Consider the following 25,560-nt stretch of genomic DNA (forward strand, 5'->3'; position numbering starts at 1 on the left):
TCATAACTGTAATCAGGAAATATGTAAAGCAAACTTGACATATTGATTTGCTTATACCATATTTCAGGGTGAGGAGAGATTAGATGAAAACCAGCTATACACACGATATCATAATTATTGGCGGCGGTGCTGCCGGTTTGAGCACTGCATCCGGCTGCGCACAGCTTGGAATGAAAACGGCGCTTGTCGAGCGGGAACATACCGGAGGGGACTGTCTGTACTTCGGATGCGTGCCCAGCAAAACCCTGATCCGCAGTGCCTCTGTCATGCAGTCTGCACGGGATGCAGAGCACTTCGGATTGCAGGTTGCGGTTCAGATCAGTCAGGATGTCTTGAATATGACTGCTTTGAATCAGCGTATTGCTGATGTAATCGGCACCATAGCACCTCACGATTCACCAGAAAGGTTCAGGGATCTCGGAGTAGATGTCTTTGAGTGCACAGCCAGGTTTCTGGACTCTCATCGCCTTGCCCTGAGTGAGGGATCAGAGATTTCGGCCAAAAAAATCGTGTTGGCGACTGGCAGCAGACCCGCGGTTCCCCCGATCAAGGGCCTGGAAGAGACCGGTTTTCTGACAAACAAGGATATTTTCTCCATGAAAAAGCTTCCTGAGAGCATTATCACGATTGGCGGCGGGCCGATTGGGGTTGAACTCAGCCAGGCACTGGCGCGCCTGGGTTCGAAGGTGTTCCTGGTAGAGCTTGCGGCGCATATTCTACCCAGGGAGGATGCTGATATGGCAGCCATTGTCGCAGGCAGGATTCAAAGGGAAGGAGTGGAGCTGATCTGCGGCACCGGGGTAACATCTGTCAGCCGCCAGGGAAAATCAGTAGAGCTTGTTCTGGCTGACGGCAGAAGCCTTCATGCTGAACAGATTCTGCTTGCAACCGGTAGAAGCGGGAACGTGGAGGATCTCGACATAGAGAAGGCCGATGTCACAATTGAACGTGGCTATTTCAGGGTAGATTCTCGTTTGAGGACCAGCAAAAAACATATATACGCTATTGGTGACTGCAACGGACGTATGCAGTTCACACACACGGCAGCCGCAGAGGCTTCGCTCATGGTCAAGCAACTCGCCCTGCATCTACCCGGTAAAATGAACTGGGATGCTATTCCATGGTGTACCTATACAGAACCGGAGCTGGCATCGGTGGGGTTGAATGAGTCTGCCGCTGCAGCCGCGGGAATCAGATATTCCACGGCAGAAGCTGCCCTCAGCAACAACGACAGGGCACTGGCCGAGAATGAATCAGAGGGAAAACTGAAACTACTGTATGATCCTGGAAAAAAACTGATCGGGGCCCAGATCGCCGGGCCGCATGCCGGAGAACTTTTGCTGCCGGCTATTATTGCACTCAGCAAAGGCTGGAAAATCTCTGCTTTTCTGTCCTTCATGTATCCGTATCCAACTGTCAGTGAGGCATACAAGCGGGCGGTTGGAGAGGTCTACTCTTCAAAGCTCTTCAATCCGCGTGTTCGCAGACTGCTGAGGATTCTTTTCGGCTACCGGGGGAAAAAATAATGAAATCATCAACAAAATCTCTATTAAAAATCAGCACTGCAGTCAGTATTCTCTGCCTCATGCTTGCTATCGGCTATTTCACGGATTTTACCGCGTACCTGCGCTCAGCCCTGGAATGGATACATGGAATCGGATTACGCGGAGCCCTGCTGTACATTCTACTCTACATTCTCATTACGGTGCTCCTTGTCCCCGGTTCTATACTTACCGTTGGTTCCGGTGCGGTTTTCGGTGTGTTCTGGGGGACATTGCTGACCTCAATCGGGTCGACAATCGGGGCTGCTGCCGCCTTCCTGATCGGACGTTTTTTTCTGCGGGACTGGGTAGAGCGCAAGGCAAGGGAAAACCAGCGGTTTCAGGCTGTTGACGAAGCAATCGGACGTGAAGGTGGAAAGATCATTTTCCTGCTCAGAATGTCACCTCTCATGCCCTTCAATCTGTCCAACTATCTGTATTCCCTGAGCAAGGTCAACTTCCGCTCATATATTCTGGCTTCCTGGGTGGGTATGTTTCCAGGCACACTGATGTATGTGTACATTGGATCACTGATCGAGAACCTCAGCGCGGCCGCACTGGAGGGCAGGACACGAAGCACCGCAGAATGGACCTTATACGCAGCCGGGCTTGTCGCCACAGTCATTGTCACTATCTACATTACCCGGGTCGCCCAGAAAGCAGTGAAGCAGGCTATTGCATGATTTACTGATATTTCTTCATGAAGCGCCGGTCAATCCAGTCTTTCAGAATAAAGGCTGGACGGCCTTTCAGCTGCCAGGAATTTTTATGCAGCAGTCCAACACCACAGCCGGCATTGACCCCAGCAAGATACGGGCCGCTTGCGGTAAACTCCATGAGCGGCCTGCCCTCTGCACAGGCAGCAAGATTGTGCAGCAGAATTTCCTGCTGCCGGACCGCGTATACGCCGACCCGTTCAAGCAGACTGCCGTCCTTGCGTAAAAAGCCTGCGCAATCCCCTGCTGCAAATACGCCACATGAGCCCTGGACCTGCAGAAAAGCATCAACAAGGAGGGAATGGTCATCTGCAAGCGCAAGTCCCAGGTTTTCAAGTATTCTGTTGGGCCGTATTCCTGCTGCCAGCAGGATAATATCCTCTGTAAGGTCTCCAGGATTAACCCTGACTGATTCCAGGATACGCACCCCTGCATGCCTCAGCTTTTTATGCAGATAACGGTACCCGGCTCCCCGGAGTCCGGCCAGACAATCCGAGGCTGAGGAATACAGACTGACCTGCCCTGCTGCTCCAATGTCCCTCAAAAGACAGACTGCATTTCCGGAGAGCTCGACACCTGCTGGTCCGCCACCGACAACAGCGACATTACATGTCAGCCCCTGTCTTGCACGTTCTTCAATGAGCTCCCTGGCCATAAACAGTTCCTGCACCGGTTTTGATCTGAAAATACGCCCCGGCCCCTTTACCTGCTCTAATGGCCGTTCCTCCGCTGAGGGCTGTTGCTCCAGGATACTCTCGCTCCCTATATTAAAAGAAAGTACATCGTATTTCTGAACCCTTCCGCTTTCCAGCAGCAGCTCCCGTTTGTCTGCATTCAAACCTGTGACCCGGTCACAGATAAAATGGATACCGCTCCTGTCAGCCAGCTCTTCAGCATGAAGCTCCACCTCTGCCCTGCTGTATAGCCCCCCCAGAACACCGGGGCTCATGCCGGAATAAGGATGCATTGATTCGGGACTGATGCAGGTGACACTATGCCCCCGTGATGTAAGCTGATTCCCCTGTCGTAAAACCTCTACATGGCAGTGGCCTGCGCCAGCCAGAACAATCATATTATTCCCCCGTGGACAGTATAGTCTGAATCCAGTCATCTGCACATCTGCAGATAGATGTAAAGTTAACTTGACTTTTACCCCCCCCTGAATATTACTATATCACTCATAATAAGAAGGAGGTTTCTATGCGTTCCGTATCATTCATTATTGTATTATTTCTATCGCAGATCCTGCAGATAGCGGCAGCGCCTCAGGCAGAACCCTGGCCGCTCTGGGAAGAACATAATCCAGAATCGACGACCCGTCTTGATCACGGCCTCTGGGCAGATTTTCTTGAATCATACCTGATTACAGACCACAACAGCGGTGTGCATAGACTGCCTTATGCCGAGGTAAGCCAGGCAGACCTTCATGCACTGAAAGAATATATATCCTACCTTTCAGAGGTAAGGGTCAGTGATCTGAACCGGGACGAGCAGATGGCGTTCTGGACGAATCTCTATAATGCAGTAACGGTAGATCTCATTCTTGAATATTATCCGGTGCAAAGCATTCGTGATATAAAGATTTCCGGACCAGTGTTCAACCGACATCCATGGGATGCACATCTGGTACGCATTGAGGGCGTTGATCTCAGTCTGAACGACATAGAGCACCGTATAATGCGGCCAATCTGGCAGGACCCTCGAATTCACTATGCTGTTAACTGTGCCAGCATCGGCTGCCCGAATCTCTTTCCGGAGCCATTTACAGGAGAGCACTGGAATCAGCAATATGATCAGGCAGCCCGGGAATTCATTCATCATCCACGGGCGGTCAGCTTCAGAAATGGTGTTCCCGAGCTCTCCAGTATCTTTACATGGTATGAAGACGATTTCGGCGGGAATTCGGCTGGGGTAATCAGTCATCTGCTTGAATATGCTGAAGGCAATCTGAAAGATGAATTACAGGCCTATGCTGACGGCGGCTACCGGGGGCGCATTCGCTACTCATATGACTGGAATCTGAATGAGCCCTGACAGCTTCAGTCTGATTAACATCCAGATTGCCATTGTAATAGGTTTTGCAGGGACAACGGTAATTCATCTGTCCAAGGGTGTAATGAGACTGGGAATTCAGAAGCTGAAGGACTCGCACAAGGGAGGTACAGCCGTCTATATCCTCGGGATATGTATGAATTTCACTAACCCCTTGTGGGTGATTGCTGCCAATCGTTTTGCCCCTACTGTATACTACACATCCGTCTACGGACTTGGTCTGATTCCCTTGCTGCTTTTCTCCTACCTGGTCATTGGAGAAAGACCAGGCCGCTGGCAGATCTACGGCAGCATTCTCATAGTAGTCGGTACCCTTATTATCGGATACACAGCCCTTGTTTCGATCAGCCCCTCACTCTATGCAGCAAATAAAACCAGGGCACTCGCAGTCAGTATCGCATGGCTCCTGTTTTCGCTTATCGGGACTGTCGCTTCAAAGCACCGTGCAGTACATCTGCAGGAACTATTTTTCGGAATCGCCGCTGGGGGTCTGGCTGCCCTCGAAGCGATTCTCAAGGGGATCGCACAATCGGGACTGCATGAAAACAGCTACCTTCCGCAGAACAGTCTGAACTGGATTATTTTCATTCTGAGTTTTTTCGGAGCCGCCGGGGCATTCGTCCTGATTCAATGGTCATTTCACCGCACCTGCCGGGCTTCGGTAATGGGTTCAGTATATAATGCCTGCTACATCCTGCTGCCGCTGCTGATCGTTCCGTATCTTCTTGAGCAGTTTCATCTCAGTCCCTCACGAATTGCCGGAGGCTTGATTATTATTGCCGGTTCATTGCTCATAAGCCGCCGCATACCCAGCAAAAAGGAACACTCAAACTGACTTGATCTCGCCCAGTATTCTGCCGATCCGCTCCTCATCCAGCTCCGGGTTAATGCAGACCAGCCGGATTGCCTGCTGACCTTTAACCTGCCCGTAGCCGATCTTGAGACGTCCGCTGGAATTGAGAAGAGAGCAGATCTCAGCACTGTCCCTCCCCTTCACCTGAAAACATACATTAACTGACTGCGGCTCTTCACACAGAATCAGGTCTGGATCTTCGGCTATCATACGGGCAGCAATTCCGGCATTCTCGATCTGACGCTGTATTCGCTGATCCCAGCCATCGTCGCCCAGATATGCCCAGGCTGCCCACAATCGCAATGCATCATTCCTTCTACCACATTGCAGGGATCTGCGCCCCGGGTTGAACAGTTCTTCATCACTCTGGAAGAGATAATCAGCAGTCTCGTCCAGGCTTCCCTGTAAGCCGCCTTTCTGGCGAAACAGGACAAGCGATGTCTGCAGGGGAACCCCCATCATCTTGTGCGGATTCCAGGAAAGCGAGTCCGCAGAAGCCAGGCCTTCGAGCAGCGACGAATACTGCCGGGAAAGCAGGAGACTTGCACCCAGAGCACCGTCGACATGCAGCCACATTCCATGCCTGCGGGCAATCTGCAGAAGTTCAGGAATCGGGTCAAACGCTCCCCGCACTGTGGTTCCTGCGGTTGCGTTCACGAGCATCGGAATCACTCCCTGTTTTATATCCGCTTCGACAGCCGCTTCCAGCGCTTCGGGAAGCATTGCTCCTCTGGAAGAAACTGGTATCCTGCGAACATTCCTCCTTCCCAGACCGAGCATACCGGCGTTCTTCACAATCGAATAATGTGACTCTTCTGAGGTATAAATTCCGGCCCTTGAATCTCCCGTGCCATGGTCCCTGGCTTCAGGAAAAAGCTGATTACGCGCGACGATCATCGCGGCCATATTCGCAAAGGATCCTCCCGGAACGAAGGCCCCTTCTCCCCCGGGAAAACCAGCGACTGTCAGAAGCTTGTTAAGGACCTCATTTTCAATCAGAACCTGTGACCCGGCAGCTTTATAGGTATACATCGAAGAGTTTGCAATTACAGCGAGAAGTTCGGCGGCAACAGCAATATTTACACGCCCCCCGAAGAGCTGATTCACGAAGCGCCAGTTCGAGGACGAAGGGGTACCGGCCATTATTCTATCAAGGCGCTGAAGAACCTCTCCTTCTTCCAGTCCTGCACTGCCAATCGCTATCGGAAACAGATTCGAGTCCAGGGCAGTCCGTGGATCGGGGGTAGTAAACAATGCACCTTCCTGCTCCGACTGCAGGATTTTATCCACAATAGTATTGTTTGCCTGTAATAGTTCCTTAAGTGCCAACTGACTGCTCATGTCTGTACCCATCGTGTCTCCCTGAAGCGTTCCGGATTAATCGATTGATAACCATCAAAAAAGCGCTGCCGCGTCTTTTCATTCAGCAGCTCTCTGTCCACCAGTATTGCTGCCTCCAGTGCACCTCCGAAATCGTTGTCGATTGCAGTATCCAGATAGGTCATACCCGGACAGGCCCCGACATAGGACTGCAGAATAGGAGGTATGATCTGCTGCTTTTCCCGCAGAAGCTCTGCGAGCAGATTCCAGGCCTCCTCTCTCTGTGCATCTGTACCTAACTGTTCGAGATACCGCGAGGAATTCTTCCTCGGCTGCATCCGGTATTCCGGCCATGCACGAATCAGTTGTGTATCAGCTGCATGGTAGGTTTGAAGGTACTCAAGAATCCAGGACTGTGCTTCCATGTCATAACTGCGGTACATGCTGACATTTCCAAAATAATACTTTATGTGTCTGTACTCACTCATGAGTGCGGCCAGACCTGCCCAGGTGCAGAAAAGTCCCATCCGTGATTTTCTGGCAGACTGATTTACGACCGATCGCCCCAGTTCGATTGTTGCAGGAAGATACTGTTCAATGAACTCACTGCTGTACTCGAATAATCGCTGTGTGCGCAGGTAATGCAGCTGCTGCTGATCAAGATCCCCGCAAAGCATGTACCGGTAGGCAGCAATTAGTTCGAGATGCTCCGGATCCCAGGCAATCAGATGGCGATAGCTGACTGGACCCCGATCGAGTTCATCTATATCAACCGGCAGATTGCGACCCGCACCTGCCTTGCGGAACTCCAGTTCCCGAATACGGCCTATTTCCTGAAGGGTAAACGGCGCTTCATCGCCAATAATAATCATTACCTGGATACCACGAAAATTCAGTATTTCCCTGGATGCATCAAGCTCGCGCTGAATAAACCTGCGCTCAACGGGTTCAATGATATCAATCATTCTGTCTACCTCCTCTTAGTCCGGGCAGTTTCATAACCTCTGTCTGCAGCATGCGGGATATATCCGCATGATCCTTCCGTGCTGCACTTATATGACCATTATATGCGGGTCCTACGCTCAGGCGAACCCTGGTATTTTTCTTCCGTGCCAGTTCATGCACCAGCAGAAACATCTCGATATTCGCTGAAATACCGAAGATGCGTCTCACACGCCAGACAAGGTTAAAAAGCAGTGAGTTTTTACCGGAAATATGAACAGGCACAATCAGTCTGTCAAAGCGAGCGCTCATCCGCACAAAACTCGTACTCCACGGATATTCCAGTACTCTCCGACCCCATGCTCTGGCGGTTCTGCCTGAAGGAAACAGAATCACCGTGTCTGCTTCTCTATACATGGCTTCAAGGAGTTCCATCCGCTTCCTGCCCGGTGATTTCCCGAACACCTCGACCGGCACAAACTCTTCCTGCAGCTGAGGAATAGCAAGCAGAAGATCATTGACCGCAAAGCGGAAGTCTCTTCCGGCAATGCCGGCAAGCTGCATGAGCGCAAGACCATCCAGCCCACCGGTCGGATGATTCGCACAGAGAGTGATTTTTCCGGAATCTGGAATGTTCTCGATCCCCTGAATATCCAGCCTGATTCCAAGATAATCCAGTATGTATGCCACGAAATCTGTTCCCGACACCGTACCTGATTGAGTGATGACACGATTAATCTCCCTTTGGTGCAGGATAATTTCCAGCACCCTCACAAGGAATCGTGGCATTCTTCGGTATAATCGGGGATTCTTCCTGGACAGAGCGGCATCAACATCCAGAATTCTCACAATGCAAGTGCCTTTTCCTGGCCTATCCGTGCATAGAAGGGACGAATACAATCGATATAATCCTGTCTGGTAGCAGGATCACATACCAGCTTCCCGTCAAGAATCCTTTTACACTTTTCCTCACTCATATTGAGAAAGGCAGGCCCCGTACTGAGCAGCATTCTCTCCTTCTCGATTTCATACACCACCGCGTCATCCGTTGCCGTTCCGGTATAACTGTCAGATCCGTAAATATGCATGGTTAGAAATGAATCACTTCCACTATTCCCCATGGCATGAAACAGATCAGAAATCCCCGGACAGAAGCAGGTGCCAGCCGGAATCTCCTGAACCTCCTTCAGTTCAACCTGGTTTCCTTCTACGGAATAGATTCTCTGACTGGCATCTCCAAGGAAAAGCATGGCGGCCCATTCAGCATGCCCATGACTGTGCAGGGCAGTGTAATCACCATGATTCCATGTCATTACATGAATACCGAAACGATCAGAGGCCCAGACGGTTTTCCGGCCATAACTGTCCTCTGGTGGATGCTCATACATAGCATATTCTGAAATATCCGATGTCTCTATCCGGTATTCTTCCAGAAAGCGATTGAGTTTCCGGCTGCTCATGTGCCGTTCGCCTTCGATTCTTTGAATTAATTCCGATATCTTTCCGGGAATCTGTTCCATTGCAATCCTCCTCTTTTGCTTATCATTTTAGTATAATATAGCAGAAATAAATGTCAAGCAAACTTGACATTCTTGGTCAAAATATATAATTTCAAGTCATGGAATCAGCTGTGCTCTGTGTCACTCAAAATCTTGTAAAAATGTATAAACATGTTCCTGCTGTGCAGGATGTAAATCTGACATTGTATGATGGAGAGATAGTCTCCATAATCGGTCCATCGGGAGCTGGCAAGACAAGCCTTCTGAAGCTCCTGGCAGGCCTGGCCACAGCAGATGCCGGCTCGATTCATTTTCCACATCACAACACAGCTCAGCCGCAAGCGGTTCTGGTTTTCCAGGACTTCCTTCTATTTCCCAATATGACAGTAGCTGACAATGTAGGATTTGGATTGCGCAGTAAAACAGGAAGGAAGAATTTCAGACTGGGCAGAGGACAGATCAAACAGAGGTCTCTTGAACTTCTGCAAGCCTTCGGGATTCTGGACAAGGCAGATGCATACCCGGGGCAGCTCTCGGCAGGACAGCAGCAGCGGGCAGCAATTGCACGTGCCCTGGCTATACAGCCTGAACTCCTGTTGCTGGATGAGCCGTTCTCCCATCTCGACAAGAATCTGAAAATGGAAACCGCACTCTTTCTCAGGAAAATAATCAAGGAATTCAATATTACTGCAATGACGGTTACCCACGATCTTGATGAAGCAATGGCAATGAGTGATAGAACCGGGGTTATGATTGATGGAAGACTCGAGCAGCTGGATACCGTAGAACAGGTCTACATGTATCCCAGGAAGAGAAAAGTGGCTGAGCTGCTCGGTCCTGTCAACAGCTTTACCGTCGGCCTGCTCAGCGCATTGCACTGCAGTTCGGAAGTATCCCTGCTGCAGAAACTGCCTCCGGATACACGCTTGTTCTGCAGAGCAGAAAACCTCAGAATTAAAGCCAGTCCGACCGGCAATGCGCTTGTCAAATCAGTTATTTTCACGGGACAGCTGATTCTATACACGGTTGAACTCAAGGTAGAAAATAGCAGTAAAACATTGCAGATATTCAGTCTGGAAAAAAATCTACAGCCCGGGAACCGGGTAGAAATTCACCTGCACATCGCCTTCAGGGAGGAGGACACTATATGAGAATCATACGAATAACAGCACTGACGCTGCTTGTGATCATCGGCATACTATTAACAGCCTGCAGTCAGGACGAGGCTGTGTTTAACTGGCAGGATGCCGACTGGAATGAAATCGTATCAGCGGCTGAGAATACCGAGGTCAGTTTCTACATGTGGGGCGGCGATACCGCTATCAACCAGTGGATTGATGCTTACGTTGCTGACAAGCTCCTGTCACGTTACAGCATCCGTCTCAAGCGAGTCCCGATGGATGCTCCGGTGTTCGTCAATCGGCTCATGGCCGAAAAGGAAGCCATGCGCCGCCGTGGAAGTATCGATCTCATGTGGATCAACGGTGAAAACTTCAAGCGAGCCCGTCAGGCAGATGTGCTGAGCGGTCCGTTCCTGGAGAAACTACCCAATTATCATGATTACGTAGCTCCCGAGACTGCAGCCTATGATTTCGGTTTTCCGACCGACGGTTATGAGGCTCCCTGGGGCAGGGCTCAGTTTGTGTTTGAGTACGACAGCGCGGCAGAATCTGGCCACCCCGAAAGCTTTGCTGAGCTGCCTGACTGGGTCAGAAATAATCCCGGCAGATTTACCTACCCCGAACCCTCTGATTTTACCGGTTCTGCATTTATCCGACAGGCCTTTCTTGCTCTGAACCGTGAAAGCGGCCGGACCGAGCGCTTCTATGAGGGCTGGGACGAAAGCCTGTACAGGGAAAGCTCGGAAATACTCTGGGACTACCTGAACGATCTGGCCCCTTACCTCTGGCAGGAGGGCCGCAGCTATCCACGGGAGCTTTCGGTAATGGACAGCCTCTTTGAACGTGGTGAGATTGCAGTGAACATGAACTATACCCAGGCAAACGCCCAGTCACGGATTCTCGAGGGAAGGTATCCGGATACAGTCAGAACCTTCGTCATGGATGAAGGAACCGTTTTCGGCACCCACTTTACCGCCATTGCCTGGAATTCAACAAACCCGGCCGGCGCACTGGTACTCGCGAATCTCCTGCTGGATCCAGAGGTACAGGCATCAAAAAACGAACCAGCAAACTGGGGAGATTTTACGGTACTTGAAATCAGCCGCCTTTCCGCTGAGGACCAGGAGAGATTTGCTTCCATCGATCTGGGAAGTGCAACACTCCCACTGGATCAACTGGATGGAGCAGCTGTGCCCGACATTTCCTCGGAATACATCGAGGCATTACAGGATGACTGGTATCGCTACGTGCTGGACAAATAAAATGAAGACCCGTCAGCCCTGGATTGAAGCAATTCTGCATCTCATGCCGCTTATGATCCCGGGGCTCATGATATTCGCAGGTCTCAGTCACACATTTATGCTTTCATTCAATGCAGATGCCTGGGATACTGCCCTGTCCCAGCCTGCGCTGGCTGTGAATCTGCTGTTTTCATTATATGTCGCATTCGTTTCAACGCTTGTTTCGGTAGTAGCAGGAACAGGACTGGCTTATCTTGTGCGCAGGCTGCCCCTGAAGCATGAGCGTAGAGGAACCCTGTTCTTTCTGCCACTTATACTTCCCCATATTGTGGTTGGGTTTCTGGTCATGCTCTGGTTCAGCCAGTCCGGAATCCTGGCCTCTTTTCTGGAAAGACTGCTACCCGGTACATACCGTTCTCCGCTGTTCACCGGTAATGGTGCCGGTATTATCCTCGGCTATGTCTACAAGTCAACGCCTTTTGTTGTAATCCTGATTCTTCCGATACTCAGAAAGGTATCAGACTCCTACATACATACAGCCAGAATGCTGGGGGCATCCGAGACTGAAATTTTCTTTCATATTATTCTACCCCGGATTCTCCCCGGGCTCTCGGCCTCCGCAATTATCCTGTTCGTCTACAGTTTCGGTGCATATGATCTGCCCTTCGTTGTCGGCGAAAGTCGCCCGAGAATGATCAGTCTGTACCTGTATCGAGCTTACTTCGCCAGACCCGTCGGTGAACGACCGGCAGCTGCAGCATTGCTGATGATAGTATTCGGAATCGGGCTGTTGCTGGTATGTATCTATGCCTATGCAGTTCGTGGCATTGAAGACAGAGAGAGGAAACTATGAAAATCAGTATTCTTCTGTTCTATACACTGCTCTTTGTATTCATTGTTCTCCCCCTGCTCTTCCTTGTAATAAGCGCCTTCGCAGGCTACTGGCCCTTCCCGGATATTCTGCCTGGATCATGGTCTCTCAGGGCCTGGCAGTCTATATGGTTAAACAGGAAAGACATATTCATCGCCTTGCTGGTTTCAACACTCTATTCTGCAGCGGCAGTTCTTCTGAGCGCAGCTATCTGCTGGCTGCCTGCGCGATTTCTGGCACGCACACAATTCCCTGGTCAAGCCCTGCTGGAAGCAGTACTGCTGACTCCGGCCCTGGTTCCTGCCATAAGCTTTTCCATGGGATTACAGGTCATATTTATACGCATTAGATTAGCAGATACCGCAGCCGGTGTAATTCTGATTCTTTCGCTGGTCTCATACCCCTATATGCTGCGGGCTATGAAGATTGGATATCTTGCCTACCGCAGGGGATATGACGAATGTGCACAGAATCTCGGAGCAGGCCGCCTGCAGCGCATTCTGGAGATTGAATTTCCCGTCCTGCTGCCGTCTGCCCTGGCCGGCGGATCAGTGGTATTTTTATCTGCTTTTTCGGATTATTTTCTGGTATCCCTTATCGGCGGTGGACAGCTACCGTCTTTCACGGCCTATCTGATTCCATTTATTAACAGTGGTGATCGTGCAAGTGCAGCTGCACTGACGATTCTGTTTATCAGCATACCCCTGATACTTTTCAGCATTCAGGAAATTTTTCTGCAGCACTTCTACCGCAACAAGGGAATGTAATTCTGCAGAAAAGCTCTCGCTTCTGTTTAATTCCGGATCCGGGCAATAACAAGCAGAAATAGTTTAGTCAGAATCATGCCCGACAGAATCCAGATGTGGGATTTGTCCCAGGTCCAGCCAGCAGCACTGACGACAATAGAGGCAACAAGCAAAGCAGTGCCGGCAAGAAAGCCTCCCCGGTCAGCCATTGCGGAATGGAGTCGCTCCCGCTCATCCAGGTTCTTCTCACGGAATAGTATGCCAGCATAGATTCCAAATGCTGCCACAATCAAATATACCACCAGACTGTTCCAGAGTTCAGGCATACGGATCATAATCGGATCCAGACAGGTTGCCAGTAAGGCAAGCAGAATAACCGAAATTACCAGCTCGAAGTTCTCCTTCAGCAGGTCTATTTTATTCCTCATATACAAACAGCTCCTCTACCTTTTTATGCAGGACCCTGGCGATTTTCAGAGCCAGTAGTACAGACGGGGTGTAATTCCCCTTTTCGATAGCAATTACAGTTTGCCTGGTTGTACCGATTTTATCAGCAAGGTCAGCCTGAGTTAGCGATAGATCTGTTCTGTATTTCCTGACGTTGGAAACAACTGTATCTGCCATAGGATTCAAATGTACAGAATACGTATGGAAAGTCAACATGCCCGGACAGGATATCCTGTCCGGGCTATACTACTGAAGCAGGTTCTGTTACCAGGGCGATACTACGCCGCGTCGGATTTCCTGCAGCTGCCCGAATAATTCATCACCATCTCTATATGTTCCATCAATCTGAACAAGAAGACCCGGAACGTCTGAAGATATCCAGTACTCAACATCATACTCTCCATCTGTGTAACGATAAAGATCGGTAGTAAAAGTACCAGCTGGCACAGTGACTGAGTCTGTCCTGACAAAGTAGTCTTCCATTGCTTCAGGGTCATATGATGAAAAATCTAGGTTCCGCCGCCATCTGGCAGGATCATCCGGGACATACTCAGATAGTCTCTGGTTGTTTGGATCGATATAGCGAACTTTGAGAATATCATGGCTTGCATTCGTCAATAGTTCAAAAACATCCGGCCAATCTCTGTCCTTCTCCATATCTGGATGAATAAATTGTACCCTCCACCACGACTCGGTGCCAGCTGCATTCCTTTCAAGCAGTGTTCGTATAATCGTGAACTCAACTGCATCCCCATCTTCGGTTATTCGGTACATGAGCTCTGTTTCATCACCTGGCTGAAATGAGACATCATCAAAGAATGGGCCCGACAAGCCAATAGCCATCATGTAATATGCCTGGAAATACATGTAGAGGGGTTCACCGAATCCAAAGGCTATATCCGGTGCATCTCCAAGTCGTTCCTTGGGTCCCCATTTCAGAAGCAGCCCGATTCCGCCCCTCAATCGCCGGGTATGAAGTCCGGAAATGCCGGCTACAGACGTGAAGGCAGTCACTGCAAGATTATCAGTAAGGAAATAGTTCATACCGCTGATTCCGGAGAACGACAGCCCTGACCCGGGAGGATTATCACCGGAGAACATATGAAAACTGAGCCCTACAGTCGAAAACAAATCAAGCGGTTCAAGGTACTCCAGAGCCTCGATTCCAAGGTTACGCAGGCCCCGGAAACCCAGGTGCCATGAGACATACGGCCCCAAACCAAGTCCAAAATATCCGGGGTAAAAATTATCTCCCGTATAAAGGTTTACTGCACCCCGAAGCCCTGCCCCGAAGTCCACAGCAAAAAAATTGCCCGGTCTCCATTTATAGAACTTGAATTCCACATTGGGGTACACATCAAGGCTCAAGCCATAATTGAAATCAGCTGCTGTAAGTAGTCCCGCCGATACATTTCCCGGGGTATAATAACTACCCCACCAACCCGGTTCAATGCTTTCTGCAGAGAGTGGAACAGTTAAAAGTACAAGCAATACTGCAAACAGCAAAGAACGAACGGTCCGCCTCCGTAATCGTTCCATACAGTCCTCCTGTATTATATCATAACACATACAGAAAGAAACGCCAGATACAGTTCAGAATTTGTTGTTTTCTATTGATCGTCGCTGGTGAATTTTGCAAGCATCTTCTGCAGTCCTGGCCAGGCCAGCTGATCCTGATCTATACTCCCGACCTGCAGGAACTCGTATGAGGCTACATCATCTGCTGCCTTCAACTCTCTTCCGGGTTTGAGGACGGCCGTAAAATAAGCAGAGATTACCGGTTCATCCACGCCCTGCCAGTGATAATAATCATGGGCACTGCCCAGATAGCGAACGGCCTCGATATCATCCATCCCGAGTCCGGATTCCTCCTCCAGTTCGCGGTACAATGCCTCTTCAAAGCACTCCCCCACATCCAGAAACCCACCGATGGGATCAAGCTTTCCCTTTTCCGGATCCCTGGCCCGTCGGGCCAGAATCAGCTCTCCATGGGGAGAGATCAGGAGTATTGCAACCGCGCCCTTCGGATTCGAGAACAGATCGCGTGAGCAGTCACTGCATACAAAATGAGTCGAACTTACAGCCCGCAGCTTACCGCCGCACTGTGTACAAAACTTCATGATTCGATCCTTTCTTCTGGTTATTTCAGCTGATTATTTCAGCTGGCGGCGCAGAATCTGTACTGTATCGCGATAACCCTGCTCGATCAGATCCGGGATCTGTCTGGTATCTATGGCGTTGAAACCCTGCAGATGCGGGGCAATAACGAGATGCGCTTTTCTGAGCGAGTCCGTAGCAGCATTGGCAAGGGCAAAATCAAAACTGTTTATGAGCACTTCGACTATACTCTCCGGGCGTCTGAGGGAATGATTGTGAATGAGATCCACCGCAATTATCTGTTCCGCACCCAGTCCAGGCAAAACAGAAACCGGAATGTTCTCGCTCAGACCGCCATCTACCAGCAGCTGACCCTCTATTTCCACTGGAGAGAAAACCCCGGGAATACAGGAACTTGCCATAACCGCCTGGGCAACCTTTCCACGCTTCAGTTCAACCTTTGTTCCGGAGCCGATATCGGTAGCAATCATAGACAATGGAATTCGGGCATCTGAAAAATCAACATCTCCGATCATTTTACCAAGGGACTTCCCGAGCTGTTCATTGGATAAAATTCCGGTTTTGGTGACCTTCAACCTGGCAGCCTGCATCCAGTTAAGATCGCGTGCAATATCATCTATTTCCTGCCAGCCAAGACCAAAGGCATACAAGGCTGCTACGAAAGCGCCGATGCTGGTTCCGGAAATGCAGGCGATCTCCAGTTCATGCTCTTCGATTGCTCTGAGTACGCCGACATGAGCGGCACCCAACACTGCTCCGCCTCCCAATGCCAGACCGATTTTCTTCTTTCTGTTAATTTTTCTGCGCATAATTTTCACTGCATTACTCTCCCTTCGGGTTCAGGAATTTCCCGATAGAATCCACTGCAGTACGTGCTTCCGGCAGGTACAGAAATATCTGGAATACGTGAATCTGATGTTCGTAGACTTCAATTTTCACTGTGTTTCCTGCAGCCTCTGCGCGCTCTGCAAATCTAACTGAATCATCCAGCAATATTTCATCTGTTCCCACCTGAAGCAGCATATCTGGCAATCCATGAAGATCAGCGAACAAAGGTGAGACCAGGGGATCGTCTACGCTTCTGCCAGCGGTATACATGCCTGCATATTCGCGTAACTTTTCAGCATCGAGCATGGGGTCGAATTCCGATCTCGTCTGCACGGACTCGCCTGTCATACCGAGGTCAAACCAGGGGGACATAAACACTGCTGATGCAGGCAACGGGGTCCCCTTGTCCCTCAGGGAAAGAAGACAGGCTGCTGCCAGACCGCCACCTGCTGAGTCACCTGCAATACAGGATGTTGAAAGATCAATTCCGCTCTCAAGCAGGAAGTCCCAGGCTGAACAGGCATCCTCAAGCGCTGCAGGGAAGGGATGCTCCGGAGCCAGGCGATAGTCTATGGCAAGCACACGATACCCGGAAGCAAGAACAATCCGGGAAATGAGTTCCCGGTGTATCGCAACCGAGCCCATGGTATAGGCCCCGCCGTGCAGGTACAGCATGGTGCCCCTGGCCGGCGTGACAGTAACCGGGATAAACCATTCCGCATGAATACCACTGATTTCACAATGCTCGTTCCTGACTGCTTTAGGTACTCTGAGCAGTCTGGTCGAAAGCTCCTGCCGGGCACGCTGTTCTTCTATCGTGCCCTCTGACCACATGCCTGCCCTCTGCAGTATTTTCTTTGTAAGCCTACCCTGGAAACTTCCCATTCTACCCTCATCGCTGAGGACACAGCCTCAGATTACTTGCTTTCTGAGCCTACAGGAAACCAGTTTTTCGTTTTATTTGCAATTCCCACAAGGGCCAGCATGACCGGGACTTCAACCAGAACACCTACAATAGTCGCAAGAACTACCGGTGAGGCAGGTCCGAAAAGCGCAATCGCAACGGCTACTGCCAGCTCGAAGAAATTCGATGCACCGATCATACCAGCAGGAGCTGCTATGTCATGCTTCAGTCTCAGAAATCTCGCAGCAAAATACGCTATAAAGAAAATCAGGAAGGTCTGTATTGTAAGGGGAATGGCTATCAACAGGATATGCAGGGGATTATTGAGAATAACATCGCCCTGAAAGGAGAAAATCAGAACCAGGGTCAGCAACAAGCCGCCGATAGTCACCCCATTAAACTTGGGTACAAAGCTGTTCTGGAAATAATCGAGTCCCTTGTTTTTAATTACAAGACTGCGGGTAAGAATTCCGCCTCCCAGTGGAATTACCACAAACAGTACCACAGACAGCAGCAGGGTATCCCAGGGAATAGAAATGCCCCCGACACCTAGTAGCAGGGCAACGATAGGAGTAAAGGCAAACAGCAGGATAATATTGTTGGTAGCTACCTGTACAACGGTATACGCCGGATTGCCCTTGGTGAGATGACTCCAGACAAATACCATTGCGGTACAGGGTGCAGCACCAAGAATAACAGCACCGGCAAGATAATCAGCAGCCAGCTCGCGGGGGATCAGATCCCGGAAGATTACATAGAAAAACAGCGAAGCAATACCGAACATGCTGAAAGGTTTAATGAGCCAGTTCACCACCCAGGTGACATACAAGCCATTCGGATTTTTACCGACATTTTTAATGCTGGTAAAATCCACCTTCATCATCATCGGGTAGATCATTAACCAGATAAGGAATGCAATCGGAATCGACACATTTGCATATTCAAAAGCACCCAGAAACTCCGGGATCTGCGGGAGGTAGACACCTATCAAAATACCAATGACCATACAGAGTGCGACCCACACAGTCAGATTTTTCTCGAAGAAACTTATTCCTTCATTCTTTTTTTCAGCCACAAAATTCTCCTTCTATTGTTGATTTCCGGAAGCAGAGACAGTCTGGATCAGCAGCAGCCAGGTCTGCAAGATCATCCCGCAACTCATTGATTTTCGAACCAATCATCCGGTAATGTACCCAGGTAGCATCCTTCCTGCTGCCGACAAAGCCGGCATCGACAAGAATCTTCATATGATGCGAAAGCGTGGATTGACTGATCGACAGGTACTCCAGCAGATCACAGGCACACATCTCTCTGCATGCCAGCATATCCAGAATCCTGAGCCGCACGGGATCGCTCATTATTTTCAGCCTGCCTGCTGTCTCCTCATAAGACTTCATGCAACTAATGTATGCTATATATGGACACCCGTCAATATCGATGATCATCAATATTAAGCCTCAGGCATTGAATTCTTCCCGGATTCATGGCAGAAAGTCTTTAGTCATACCGCAAGAGGGGCGATACAATAGCTATGTACTACCAATCCACCGAGCTCAACAGCATTGTCCTGGAATGGGGACAACAATCGACAAAAGAGATCAAAACTATCCTGAAAGGGATTCGGGAAGAAATACAAGAGAACAGCACGGTTTACCGACACTTCGGCGGCTACTGGAAACTGATTAAACCCCTTGTTTACTCACGTTCCACGGTGAACCTCGATGCATGCATACCGATTCTACCTGCAGCACTCCGCTACAGATCCGAACAGGATCTCGGGCCGAACGCCCTGCTGCATGAAGAGAGCCTGCAGCATATCTGGGAAAATCAGAACGGTGAAGCCGAAATGATTTCCGTCTATGATGCTGCGCTTGAAGGTACCAGAGCCGGACAGCTGGATCTCTTTGTTGATCTCCAGGAACAGGAGCAGGCGTCGCGTGCATTCCTTACTGCACCGCAGGAATTCCTGCCCCGGACATGGAAGGAACGAGGAGATGAAATGCTCATGGCAGGCGACTGTCACCGGGCCGTACGCTGCTACAAGAGATCCGCCCTGCTCTCACAGGATCCCGTGTACCGGGGAGAAATGTGGCTGGCAATGGGACTGGCATTTGAATCAGCGGATCATCACCGGAAAGCACTACTCTGCTTTTCCAATGCCTATGAGAAGGCACAGGAAGGATGGATCCTGGGACATATTGCCTACAGCTGCCGTGAACTGGGAAAGCTCAGCGAAGCAAAAAAATTCTATCAGGATGCCCTGAAACAGATGCCCGGCAATCCGGAATATCTATCTGCCCTTGAGGAGCTTGATCCCCCGGCGAACAAATCCGAACCGGAGGAATTCAATTTTATTTCGGATGAGGAATGGCAGCCAATGTGGTCTGGCGAAATCTCAGCCAGACAGGTATAATAGGTAATATGCAACATATTCTGGAAACCATACATTTTTCCAGCTGGATAACAAGAATTTCGCTTGAACTTCCAGTCGGATTTGAAGAGCAGTCAGAGGACGAGGAAGATTACAGTGTAGTCTACGCAGATGACCTGGATCCCGATGATGAACCCGGTGCCAGAGTGCTTACGAAAATTACTGCAGTGGATACCGAGAGCCAGGCGGCTGGAATCATGGCTGAAGAATCTGTAGCCGTACTGGACGCCCAACTGCAGGATCGGCGTGAATGCAGCATAGACGGAGTTCCGGCGATCTTCCAGATTCTGCACATGCATGAGCCAATTCTGAAGCAGGACATGCTGCGTTGTGAGGCCTTCGCCCAGCTTGATGATGTACTGTTCTCGATCGTCTGCATGGCGCCCCTGCTGCGCCAGCATGAATACTTCAACATCTTTGAAAAAGCCTGTCTCGGAACCCGGCTCATGATACCCACAACTCCGGAAACCGAGCTGCCGGTCAGCCTGACACATCGCGAATGCGGACTCTCCCTGCTGATCCCGAAAAACTGGAAGGGGTACGCCCCAGCAAAAAACCAGATCCAGTTCCTGGCCCCTGCTATTGAAGAGCTGGATAACTACCAGCCGAGCATCAGCTTCATGTACGGTCAGCCCGAATCATCCGGTCAGGACTGGTTTCAGGAGTTCTGCAAACTCAACCGCGAACAGATACAGAAGGGCTACCGGAACAGCAATCTACTCGAGACCAGAACATTCAGTATTTCCAGCATGGCAGAATTGAACATCGAGCATTTCGAGTGGGAACCCGAAGAAGGATTTGAAGTCAGCCAGCTGCAGGCTCTGCTCATGGCAGACAGATACCGCATGTATGTAATTCATGCCGCCTGCAGAAAATCCATTGCAGACATCTATATTCCGATTTTCAGAGACATAATCCTGAGCATGCGACTGCTTCCGATTCAGCAGGAGGATTAAGCGAAGAGTGAAGATAATCCTGAGCTCTTCAAATGGATCCATATATTGTACTAAATATTGTACCAAATATTGACCTTACTGCGTTTTCGCATTACCCTTTCTGTAAGGGGAATACTATGCTCAATTTGACAAAAGACATCCGACCAATTTCTTATGTGAAATCACATACTGCGGAAATGATTAAACAAGTTGAAGAACAAGGAAATCCAATTATTATTACACAAAATGGTGAAGCCAAGGCAGTTTTGCTTGATGTAGCTTCGTACCAGAAAATAATAGATGCCATTAATTTGATGAAAGTTATTTCTATTGGTGAAAATGATATCAAAAATGGAAGGGTGGTTACATCAGAAGAGCTTGATAATGATATTCAGCAGTTATTGGGAAATGAATGAAGCATAAAATCATCTATTCATTAGATGCCAGAGACGATATCCTGGAAATCGTATCATGGCAGCAAGAAAAACACGGTCCGGATAAAGCTTATTCCGTTTATAAGAAGTTGAAGGAAAAAATTGATGCTTTACTACAATTTCCCGAAACGGGGAGAGTTGTACCCGAATTAATGTCCATAGGTGTAAATGAAATAAGAGAACTGATTGAGTACCCATGGCGTATATTTTATAAATTGAATGATAAAACTCTTCAGATAATTTCTATAATTGATGGTAGAAGAGATGTTCAGGAAATACTGTATAAAAAAATAATAGACGGAAAGTTAACATAGCTTTCACCAAAATCGAGAAACGGCTTCATATCCAGAGTTCCCTGCACTACCCCTCCCTGACAAAAGCTGCAGATGCAATTCGACTTCCCTGAGGCGTGACAGGGTTTGTTGAGCTGAGCCCTGCATTTCGGCATGCTGCAGGAGGATTTCATTGAGCTGTAAGAGGTCGATTTCGCCGCTATCGTGCCGGCGATGCATGTCATCGACATAGGACTGCATGTGCGTAAGGGCCTGCTGTTCCCGCTCATAGATACGCAGATACTGTTCATGTAGGCGTTCTGATTGCTGGATTTGTGCATGCAGCTCGTCTATCCGACGCTGTTGCTGCAGATTCAAGCCCTGCATGCTGAGTTCATGGCGTTTGCTCCGGACCGTGGCTGTGCGAAAATCATCGGTAGACAGAGACAGACCGAGTGAGAGCCCGGGATTCCAGTCATTGCGATCGGTAAAATTATTGCGTATGGATTCCCCGAAGGGACCGGCTTCTGTGGGCGTCGGGCCATTCAGGTTGAGAGATAGATTGATTCGAGGTGCAGAGGAACTGCGCTCATTCCGGTACTCAAGCCAGGCAGCTTCTGCCTGTAGTTGTACCAGCTGCAGCTCGCTTGACAGCAATGGCTGCACTGCATAGTGCTGCCACTGGATATTCCCGGTCGGCATGAGCGCCTGTTCAGGAAACTGGACTCCATAGCGGGAGAAAAACCGGCTCCTGAGTCGTTCACGCTCAATATCCGCCTGCAGATGCTCAAGTTCCCTGGCATTCAGGTTCCGCTCGGCCTGCCAGAGTTCATGCAGAGCGGCATCGCCTGAGCTGACCAGCAGTTCATAGGCCTCCACCCGTTCGCGTGCCGCCTGGATATGCAGTGAAAGAAGGGTAAGTGACTGCGCTCTTCGATACAGATCAAACCAGTCCTGCAGGTAAGCCTGCAGCAGTTGATTGCGGGCGATTTCCAGTCGCAACCCTGCTTGTTCATTCATACCGGCTGCGATTGACGAGCTTATATATGGCTTGGGACTGAAGTACAGGGGAACCTGTATATCCAGCTGTGCCGCGAGGGTCTGCAGGAAGCCATTCTGCGGCTCTCCCGCAGGATCTTCCACATCGTGCAGATATTCCAGTGAGTGATTCCAGCTGAGATCTGCGCTCAGGCCATAAGGCAGCTGACCGCGGACTCCCAGCTGTGCCTGACCGGCATGCCTGCCTTCAGGCGGCAATGCAATACGATAGGCCGCAGGAGCGGCCAGATACAGAACCGGAAACACAGACTGTCGCTGCATTCCTGCATCCAGATCTTCCATGCGGTAGCTGATCTCTGCCTCCCTGCCCAGAGATGAATGCAGCAGAACCTCATGCAGCTGGCTCTCCAGTGTGTGGGCGATGCCTGGAAATAGCAGCATGCAGAGCAGACACAGGTATAGAACACGGTACGACTTTCTGGCAATCATAAAAGGAAATCCAGTTTCCGCAGCAGGAAGCGGTAGATGGGTGTCTGACGGGTAATTACCCTGGCCTCAGCGGTCATTCCCGGTCTCAGGGGAAAACTCTGTCCATCCTTGTCATATATAGTGGTGTGTTCAAGCTCTCCACGGACCCGGTACACCGGAGAACCATCTGCTCCTCCCTCGGCATCCTGGGGTATATAACTCAGCCGTCCACGGACGGATCCGTACTCAGCCACCGGAAAACCGGAAAAGCGAAGTACCAGCTCCTGTCCGACTACCAGCTCACTGGCTTCACGCTCAGGAATTTCTATTACCAGCCGAAAGCGATCGGCTTGCTCAGGCACAATTCTGGCCAGTTCCTCTCCAGTCGAGACATATTCTCCAATAACAAAATCACGGACAAATTCCAGAGTACCGCTGATGGGAGCAAGCACCGATGCGGCCGAGAGTCTTCGCCGTGAGGCGAGCAGAGTCTGCTCTATCTCGGAGATCCGGCCTTCCAGTGATCGGAGCTGTTCCTGTCTCGATACCAGTTCACGGGGAATGAACTGTTTGGTCTCGATTTCAAGCAACTCATAACTTCGCAGAAGCTCCTCTACACGGTCAGCCCTACGCAGACTGGATGGTGCCTGATCCTCACGTTCATAGGCCCGCCGGGCAGCAAGCAGCTGAAGCTCACGCCGTCGCTTCTCCAGCTGCAGGAGTTCCAGCTGCATCCGGGCATGCGGAAGGGACTCAGGTATGAGATTCTCACCGACGGTCAGGCTTTCAACCAGTACCGACAGTTCGGATCGATCATTCCGCAGTCGTCTGAGTTCAGCTTCCAGGCTTTCAATCTCGGCCTGGGCAGCACCGGTATCTACCGTCCACAGAACCTCTCCGGCAGTCACCAGGTCACCGTGTGACGCCTGGCGCGCTGCGATGCGCCCGGGGGTCTCATTTCTGACAATGCTGACCTCATGCTCGGGACGCAACAGGGCAGTTCCCCTGGCCCATTCGTCAATAGAGCCGAATACTGCATAGATGCAGCCACTGATCAACAAGAGTACTATAAGGTATAGAAAAATGATTCCGCCCCTGGGTACCTTGAGTGAGAAAAACACCTGTGAATATTTCAGATCCTCAATGGGTATGCTTTGAAAACTCATCCGATATGCCTCTTCCAGAGCTGCGCGTAGGTACCGCCCTTCTCTACCAGCTCTGCATGATTCCCGGTCTCGATGATCCTGCCGGATTCCAGCACCAGAATCTGATCACAGCGGGTGACCGTTGTCAGTCGATGAGCTACAATGAAGACCGTCACTCCCTCATCGCGAAGCTTCCAGATTGTCTCCTGCAACATTGCCTCACTGTAGGTATCCAGATTACTGGTGGCTTCATCGAACACAATAATATCCGGGTCTCCCAGCAGGGCCGCGCAATAGCCAGCCGCTGCCGCTCACCTCCTGAAAGGCTTGATCCCTGTTCTGCCAGTTCGGTATCGTAGCGATTGGGAAGATTGCTGATAAACTCATGGGCCTGGGCTTTCTGTGCAGCAGCAACAATTTCTTCATAGCTGGCTTCGGGCTTACCAAGCGCAATATTGTCCCGCACGGTGCCGTGAAAAAGAAACACATCCTGACTGACATAGCCGATTTTCTGTCGCAGCCAGGTACTGTCGATATCCCGAAGATCCTGTCCACCGATGTGAATGCTGCCCTGCTCCGGGTCATAGAATTTCATGAGCAGCTTGATCAACGATGATTTCCCGCTCCCGCTCGGGCCGACAATGCCCACAGATTCCCGGGCCTCGACATTGAAACTGATGTCTTCAAGCACCAGCTTCTTGCTGCCGTAGCGAAAATCAACATGTGAAAAACTGATCGGGCCAATAATCCGCTCGGGTTTCAACAGTTCCTGTTCCCGCTGTTCGGTTTCAAGATCAAGAATCTCCCCGACACGGCGGGCAGCTACAAAAGCCTCCTGCAGACTTGGCTGCAGGTTAATGAGGTTCTGCAGCGGTCCCAGAAAGTACCCCAGCAGTGCGTTGAAAGAAATAAGCTGCCCCAGGGACACCTGTCCGTTCAGAATAAGTACGCTGCCGATCCAGAACAGGATGTTCCCGCCCCAGCCGTCAATCAACCCTACCATAATTCCCTGTACGTTCTGCATAATGCCGGTTCGGTACTGGGGCCAGTAGGCCTGCATAATGCGTTTCTCTATCTTTGTAAAGCCAGATTCCTCGGCTGCATTGCCTTTCACAGTGGCCATGCCGCTAACCGTCTCCACCAGCAAAGCCTGACTCTCGGCCTGACTGCTGAGTATCTCGGTGTATTTTCGTCTGAACGGCCGGGCGAAACCCCAGACAATTATGCCGGACAAGGGAACAAAGGCCAGGGCAATCAGGAAAAGCCTAAGGTTCTGAACAGCAAGCACCGTCCCGATGACCAGAACCATAAGTGTATCAAAGAACACCGAAAAGGTAGCCGAGGACAGGGCTTCGCGGATCTTCATGGTATCCCCGAGTCGACTTAAGATTTCTCCGACTTTCCGTGAATCAAAGAAGGACAGGGGCAGGTGTAAAAGATGCCGCAGAAAACCAAGGGTAATAGCAGCATCTACCTTCATGCTGAAACTCAAGAGCATATGCTGCCGCACTGCATTTAGCAGTACCTGCATGAGGGTTATGAGTACCACACCAAGGCTGATTACATGCAGGGTCAGCCGGCTTTCCGAGAACAGGATATCATCTACCAGAAAACGGAAGTACATGGCCCCGGTAATTCCGAGGATGGTAAGAACTATACTTGCCACAATGGTGTTGG

Annotated in this window: 29 protein-coding genes; 12 read left to right on the top strand and 17 right to left on the bottom strand. The window is 50.3% G+C overall.

Annotated elements, in window-relative coordinates:
* Nucleotides 1-83: 83 nt before the first annotated feature.
* On the top strand, nt 84-1,526 hold the full coding sequence (locus tag ACYQ2L_RS15375) for a dihydrolipoyl dehydrogenase family protein (protein ID WP_460057551.1): 1,443 nt from the start codon (nt 84-86) through the stop codon (nt 1,524-1,526).
* Entirely contained in the window at nt 1,526-2,224 is a 699-nt protein-coding gene (locus ACYQ2L_RS15380) for a TVP38/TMEM64 family protein (RefSeq protein ID WP_460057553.1), read from the top strand. Before ACYQ2L_RS15375 ends, ACYQ2L_RS15380 begins: the two co-directional genes overlap by 1 nt.
* A 1-nt stretch (nt 2,225) precedes the next feature.
* Here ACYQ2L_RS15380 and ACYQ2L_RS15385 read toward each other — a convergent pair whose 3' ends face one another.
* Entirely contained in the window at nt 2,226-3,329 is a 1,104-nt protein-coding gene (locus tag ACYQ2L_RS15385; protein ID WP_460057555.1) for an NAD(P)/FAD-dependent oxidoreductase, read from the bottom strand.
* 128 nt (nt 3,330-3,457) lie between these two features.
* Here ACYQ2L_RS15385 and ACYQ2L_RS15390 point away from each other — a divergent pair, with 128 nt between their 5' ends.
* Entirely contained in the window at nt 3,458-4,291 is an 834-nt protein-coding gene (locus tag ACYQ2L_RS15390) for a DUF547 domain-containing protein (RefSeq protein WP_460057558.1), read from the top strand.
* Nucleotides 4,281-5,144, top strand: coding sequence for a hypothetical protein (locus tag ACYQ2L_RS15395; RefSeq protein WP_460057560.1), 864 nt, complete (start codon nt 4,281-4,283; stop codon nt 5,142-5,144). The genes ACYQ2L_RS15390 and ACYQ2L_RS15395 overlap by 11 nt, the downstream gene beginning before the upstream one ends.
* Here the strand turns inward: ACYQ2L_RS15395 and ACYQ2L_RS15400 are convergent.
* From ACYQ2L_RS15400 to ACYQ2L_RS15415, 4 genes are read right to left on the bottom strand one after another with little or no spacing between them, the layout of a single operon-like run.
* Nucleotides 5,136-6,515, bottom strand: coding sequence for a pyridoxal phosphate-dependent decarboxylase family protein (locus ACYQ2L_RS15400; protein WP_460057562.1), 1,380 nt, complete (start codon nt 6,513-6,515; stop codon nt 5,136-5,138). The two genes, ACYQ2L_RS15395 and ACYQ2L_RS15400, sit on opposite strands and share 9 nt — an antisense overlap.
* On the bottom strand, nt 6,500-7,447 hold the full coding sequence (locus tag ACYQ2L_RS15405; protein ID WP_460057564.1) for a GNAT family N-acetyltransferase: 948 nt from the start codon (nt 7,445-7,447) through the stop codon (nt 6,500-6,502). Before ACYQ2L_RS15405 ends, ACYQ2L_RS15400 begins: the two co-directional genes overlap by 16 nt.
* Complete coding sequence (locus ACYQ2L_RS15410) at nt 7,440-8,273, bottom strand: GNAT family N-acetyltransferase (protein ID WP_460057566.1); 834 nt, start codon at nt 8,271-8,273, stop codon at nt 7,440-7,442. Before ACYQ2L_RS15410 ends, ACYQ2L_RS15405 begins: the two co-directional genes overlap by 8 nt.
* Entirely contained in the window at nt 8,270-8,944 is a 675-nt protein-coding gene (locus ACYQ2L_RS15415) for a cupin domain-containing protein (RefSeq protein WP_460057569.1), read from the bottom strand. Before ACYQ2L_RS15415 ends, ACYQ2L_RS15410 begins: the two co-directional genes overlap by 4 nt.
* Nucleotides 8,945-9,042: 98 nt before the next feature.
* On the opposite strand from ACYQ2L_RS15415, the gene ACYQ2L_RS15420 reads away from it, so the two are divergent.
* Genes ACYQ2L_RS15420 through ACYQ2L_RS15435 form a run of 4 tightly spaced genes read left to right on the top strand, consistent with a single transcriptional unit; the run spans nt 9,043 to nt 12,923 of the window.
* On the top strand, nt 9,043-10,074 hold the full coding sequence (locus ACYQ2L_RS15420) for an ABC transporter ATP-binding protein (protein WP_460057571.1): 1,032 nt from the start codon (nt 9,043-9,045) through the stop codon (nt 10,072-10,074).
* The gene (locus ACYQ2L_RS15425; RefSeq protein ID WP_460057573.1) at nt 10,071-11,306 is read left to right on the top strand and encodes an ABC transporter substrate-binding protein; all 1,236 of its coding nucleotides are present in this window, start codon (nt 10,071-10,073) and stop codon (nt 11,304-11,306) included. Before ACYQ2L_RS15420 ends, ACYQ2L_RS15425 begins: the two co-directional genes overlap by 4 nt.
* Before the next feature lies 1 nt (nt 11,307).
* On the top strand, nt 11,308-12,138 hold the full coding sequence (locus tag ACYQ2L_RS15430) for an ABC transporter permease (protein ID WP_460057575.1): 831 nt from the start codon (nt 11,308-11,310) through the stop codon (nt 12,136-12,138).
* Nucleotides 12,135-12,923 carry an ABC transporter permease gene (locus ACYQ2L_RS15435; RefSeq protein WP_460057577.1) on the top strand — a complete coding sequence of 263 codons (789 nt, stop codon included), beginning with the start codon at nt 12,135-12,137 and terminating at the stop codon, nt 12,921-12,923. Before ACYQ2L_RS15430 ends, ACYQ2L_RS15435 begins: the two co-directional genes overlap by 4 nt.
* A gap of 26 nt (nt 12,924-12,949) precedes the next feature.
* On the opposite strand, the gene ACYQ2L_RS15440 is transcribed toward ACYQ2L_RS15435, so the two are convergent.
* The 8 genes from ACYQ2L_RS15440 to ACYQ2L_RS15475 all read right to left on the bottom strand — a co-directional run bounded on the left by ACYQ2L_RS15440 (nt 12,950) and on the right by ACYQ2L_RS15475 (nt 18,596).
* A complete protein-coding gene (locus tag ACYQ2L_RS15440) occupies nt 12,950-13,330 on the bottom strand; it encodes a hypothetical protein (RefSeq protein WP_460057579.1) in 381 nt (126 codons plus the stop codon).
* Nucleotides 13,320-13,526, bottom strand: coding sequence for a helix-turn-helix transcriptional regulator (locus ACYQ2L_RS15445; RefSeq protein WP_460057582.1), 207 nt, complete (start codon nt 13,524-13,526; stop codon nt 13,320-13,322). Before ACYQ2L_RS15445 ends, ACYQ2L_RS15440 begins: the two co-directional genes overlap by 11 nt.
* 87 nt (nt 13,527-13,613) lie before the next feature.
* Nucleotides 13,614-14,888 (bottom strand): hypothetical protein, encoded by a 1,275-nt coding sequence (locus ACYQ2L_RS15450; RefSeq protein WP_460057584.1) that lies wholly within the window; start codon nt 14,886-14,888, stop codon nt 13,614-13,616.
* A 71-nt stretch (nt 14,889-14,959) separates the two neighbouring features.
* The gene (locus ACYQ2L_RS15455; RefSeq protein WP_460057586.1) at nt 14,960-15,469 is read right to left on the bottom strand and encodes an NUDIX hydrolase; all 510 of its coding nucleotides are present in this window, start codon (nt 15,467-15,469) and stop codon (nt 14,960-14,962) included.
* Nucleotides 15,470-15,502: 33 nt separating this feature from the next.
* Nucleotides 15,503-16,276 carry a patatin-like phospholipase family protein gene (locus ACYQ2L_RS15460; protein ID WP_460057589.1) on the bottom strand — a complete coding sequence of 258 codons (774 nt, stop codon included), beginning with the start codon at nt 16,274-16,276 and terminating at the stop codon, nt 15,503-15,505.
* A gap of 13 nt (nt 16,277-16,289) precedes the next feature.
* The gene (locus ACYQ2L_RS15465) at nt 16,290-17,180 is read right to left on the bottom strand and encodes an alpha/beta hydrolase (protein WP_460057591.1); all 891 of its coding nucleotides are present in this window, start codon (nt 17,178-17,180) and stop codon (nt 16,290-16,292) included.
* A gap of 32 nt (nt 17,181-17,212) precedes the next feature.
* A complete protein-coding gene (gene arsB, locus ACYQ2L_RS15470; protein ID WP_460057593.1) occupies nt 17,213-18,274 on the bottom strand; it encodes an ACR3 family arsenite efflux transporter in 1,062 nt (353 codons plus the stop codon).
* The gene (locus ACYQ2L_RS15475) at nt 18,267-18,596 is read right to left on the bottom strand and encodes an ArsR/SmtB family transcription factor (protein ID WP_460057596.1); all 330 of its coding nucleotides are present in this window, start codon (nt 18,594-18,596) and stop codon (nt 18,267-18,269) included. The genes arsB and ACYQ2L_RS15475 overlap by 8 nt, the downstream gene beginning before the upstream one ends.
* 134 nt (nt 18,597-18,730) lie before the next feature.
* Here ACYQ2L_RS15475 and ACYQ2L_RS15480 point away from each other — a divergent pair, with 134 nt between their 5' ends.
* From ACYQ2L_RS15480 to ACYQ2L_RS15495, 4 genes are all read left to right on the top strand, one after another.
* Nucleotides 18,731-19,612, top strand: a complete 882-nt coding sequence (locus ACYQ2L_RS15480) for a tetratricopeptide repeat protein (protein ID WP_460057598.1) — start codon at nt 18,731-18,733, stop codon at nt 19,610-19,612.
* A gap of 8 nt (nt 19,613-19,620) precedes the next feature.
* Nucleotides 19,621-20,586, top strand: a complete 966-nt coding sequence (locus tag ACYQ2L_RS15485) for a hypothetical protein (RefSeq protein ID WP_460057600.1) — start codon at nt 19,621-19,623, stop codon at nt 20,584-20,586.
* Between the two features lie 116 nt (nt 20,587-20,702).
* Complete coding sequence (locus ACYQ2L_RS15490) at nt 20,703-20,981, top strand: type II toxin-antitoxin system Phd/YefM family antitoxin (protein ID WP_460057603.1); 279 nt, start codon at nt 20,703-20,705, stop codon at nt 20,979-20,981.
* A complete protein-coding gene (locus ACYQ2L_RS15495) occupies nt 20,978-21,313 on the top strand; it encodes a type II toxin-antitoxin system RelE/ParE family toxin (protein WP_460057605.1) in 336 nt (111 codons plus the stop codon). Before ACYQ2L_RS15490 ends, ACYQ2L_RS15495 begins: the two co-directional genes overlap by 4 nt.
* A 3-nt stretch (nt 21,314-21,316) precedes the next feature.
* On the opposite strand, the gene ACYQ2L_RS15500 is transcribed toward ACYQ2L_RS15495, so the two are convergent.
* The 4 genes from ACYQ2L_RS15500 to ACYQ2L_RS15515 are packed head-to-tail and all read right to left on the bottom strand — an operon-like array spanning nt 21,317 to nt 25,549.
* Entirely contained in the window at nt 21,317-22,759 is a 1,443-nt protein-coding gene (locus tag ACYQ2L_RS15500) for a TolC family protein (RefSeq protein WP_460057608.1), read from the bottom strand.
* Nucleotides 22,756-23,904 (bottom strand): beta-barrel domain-containing protein, encoded by a 1,149-nt coding sequence (locus ACYQ2L_RS15505; RefSeq protein WP_460057611.1) that lies wholly within the window; start codon nt 23,902-23,904, stop codon nt 22,756-22,758. Before ACYQ2L_RS15505 ends, ACYQ2L_RS15500 begins: the two co-directional genes overlap by 4 nt.
* On the bottom strand, nt 23,901-24,098 hold the full coding sequence (locus tag ACYQ2L_RS15510) for a hypothetical protein (protein WP_460057613.1): 198 nt from the start codon (nt 24,096-24,098) through the stop codon (nt 23,901-23,903). Before ACYQ2L_RS15510 ends, ACYQ2L_RS15505 begins: the two co-directional genes overlap by 4 nt.
* Nucleotides 24,056-25,549, bottom strand: coding sequence for a peptidase domain-containing ABC transporter (locus ACYQ2L_RS15515; protein ID WP_460057615.1), 1,494 nt, complete (start codon nt 25,547-25,549; stop codon nt 24,056-24,058). Before ACYQ2L_RS15515 ends, ACYQ2L_RS15510 begins: the two co-directional genes overlap by 43 nt.
* Between the last annotated feature and the right edge of the window lie 11 nt (nt 25,550-25,560).

The sequence above is a fragment of the Spirochaeta dissipatitropha genome (assembly GCF_054657935.1).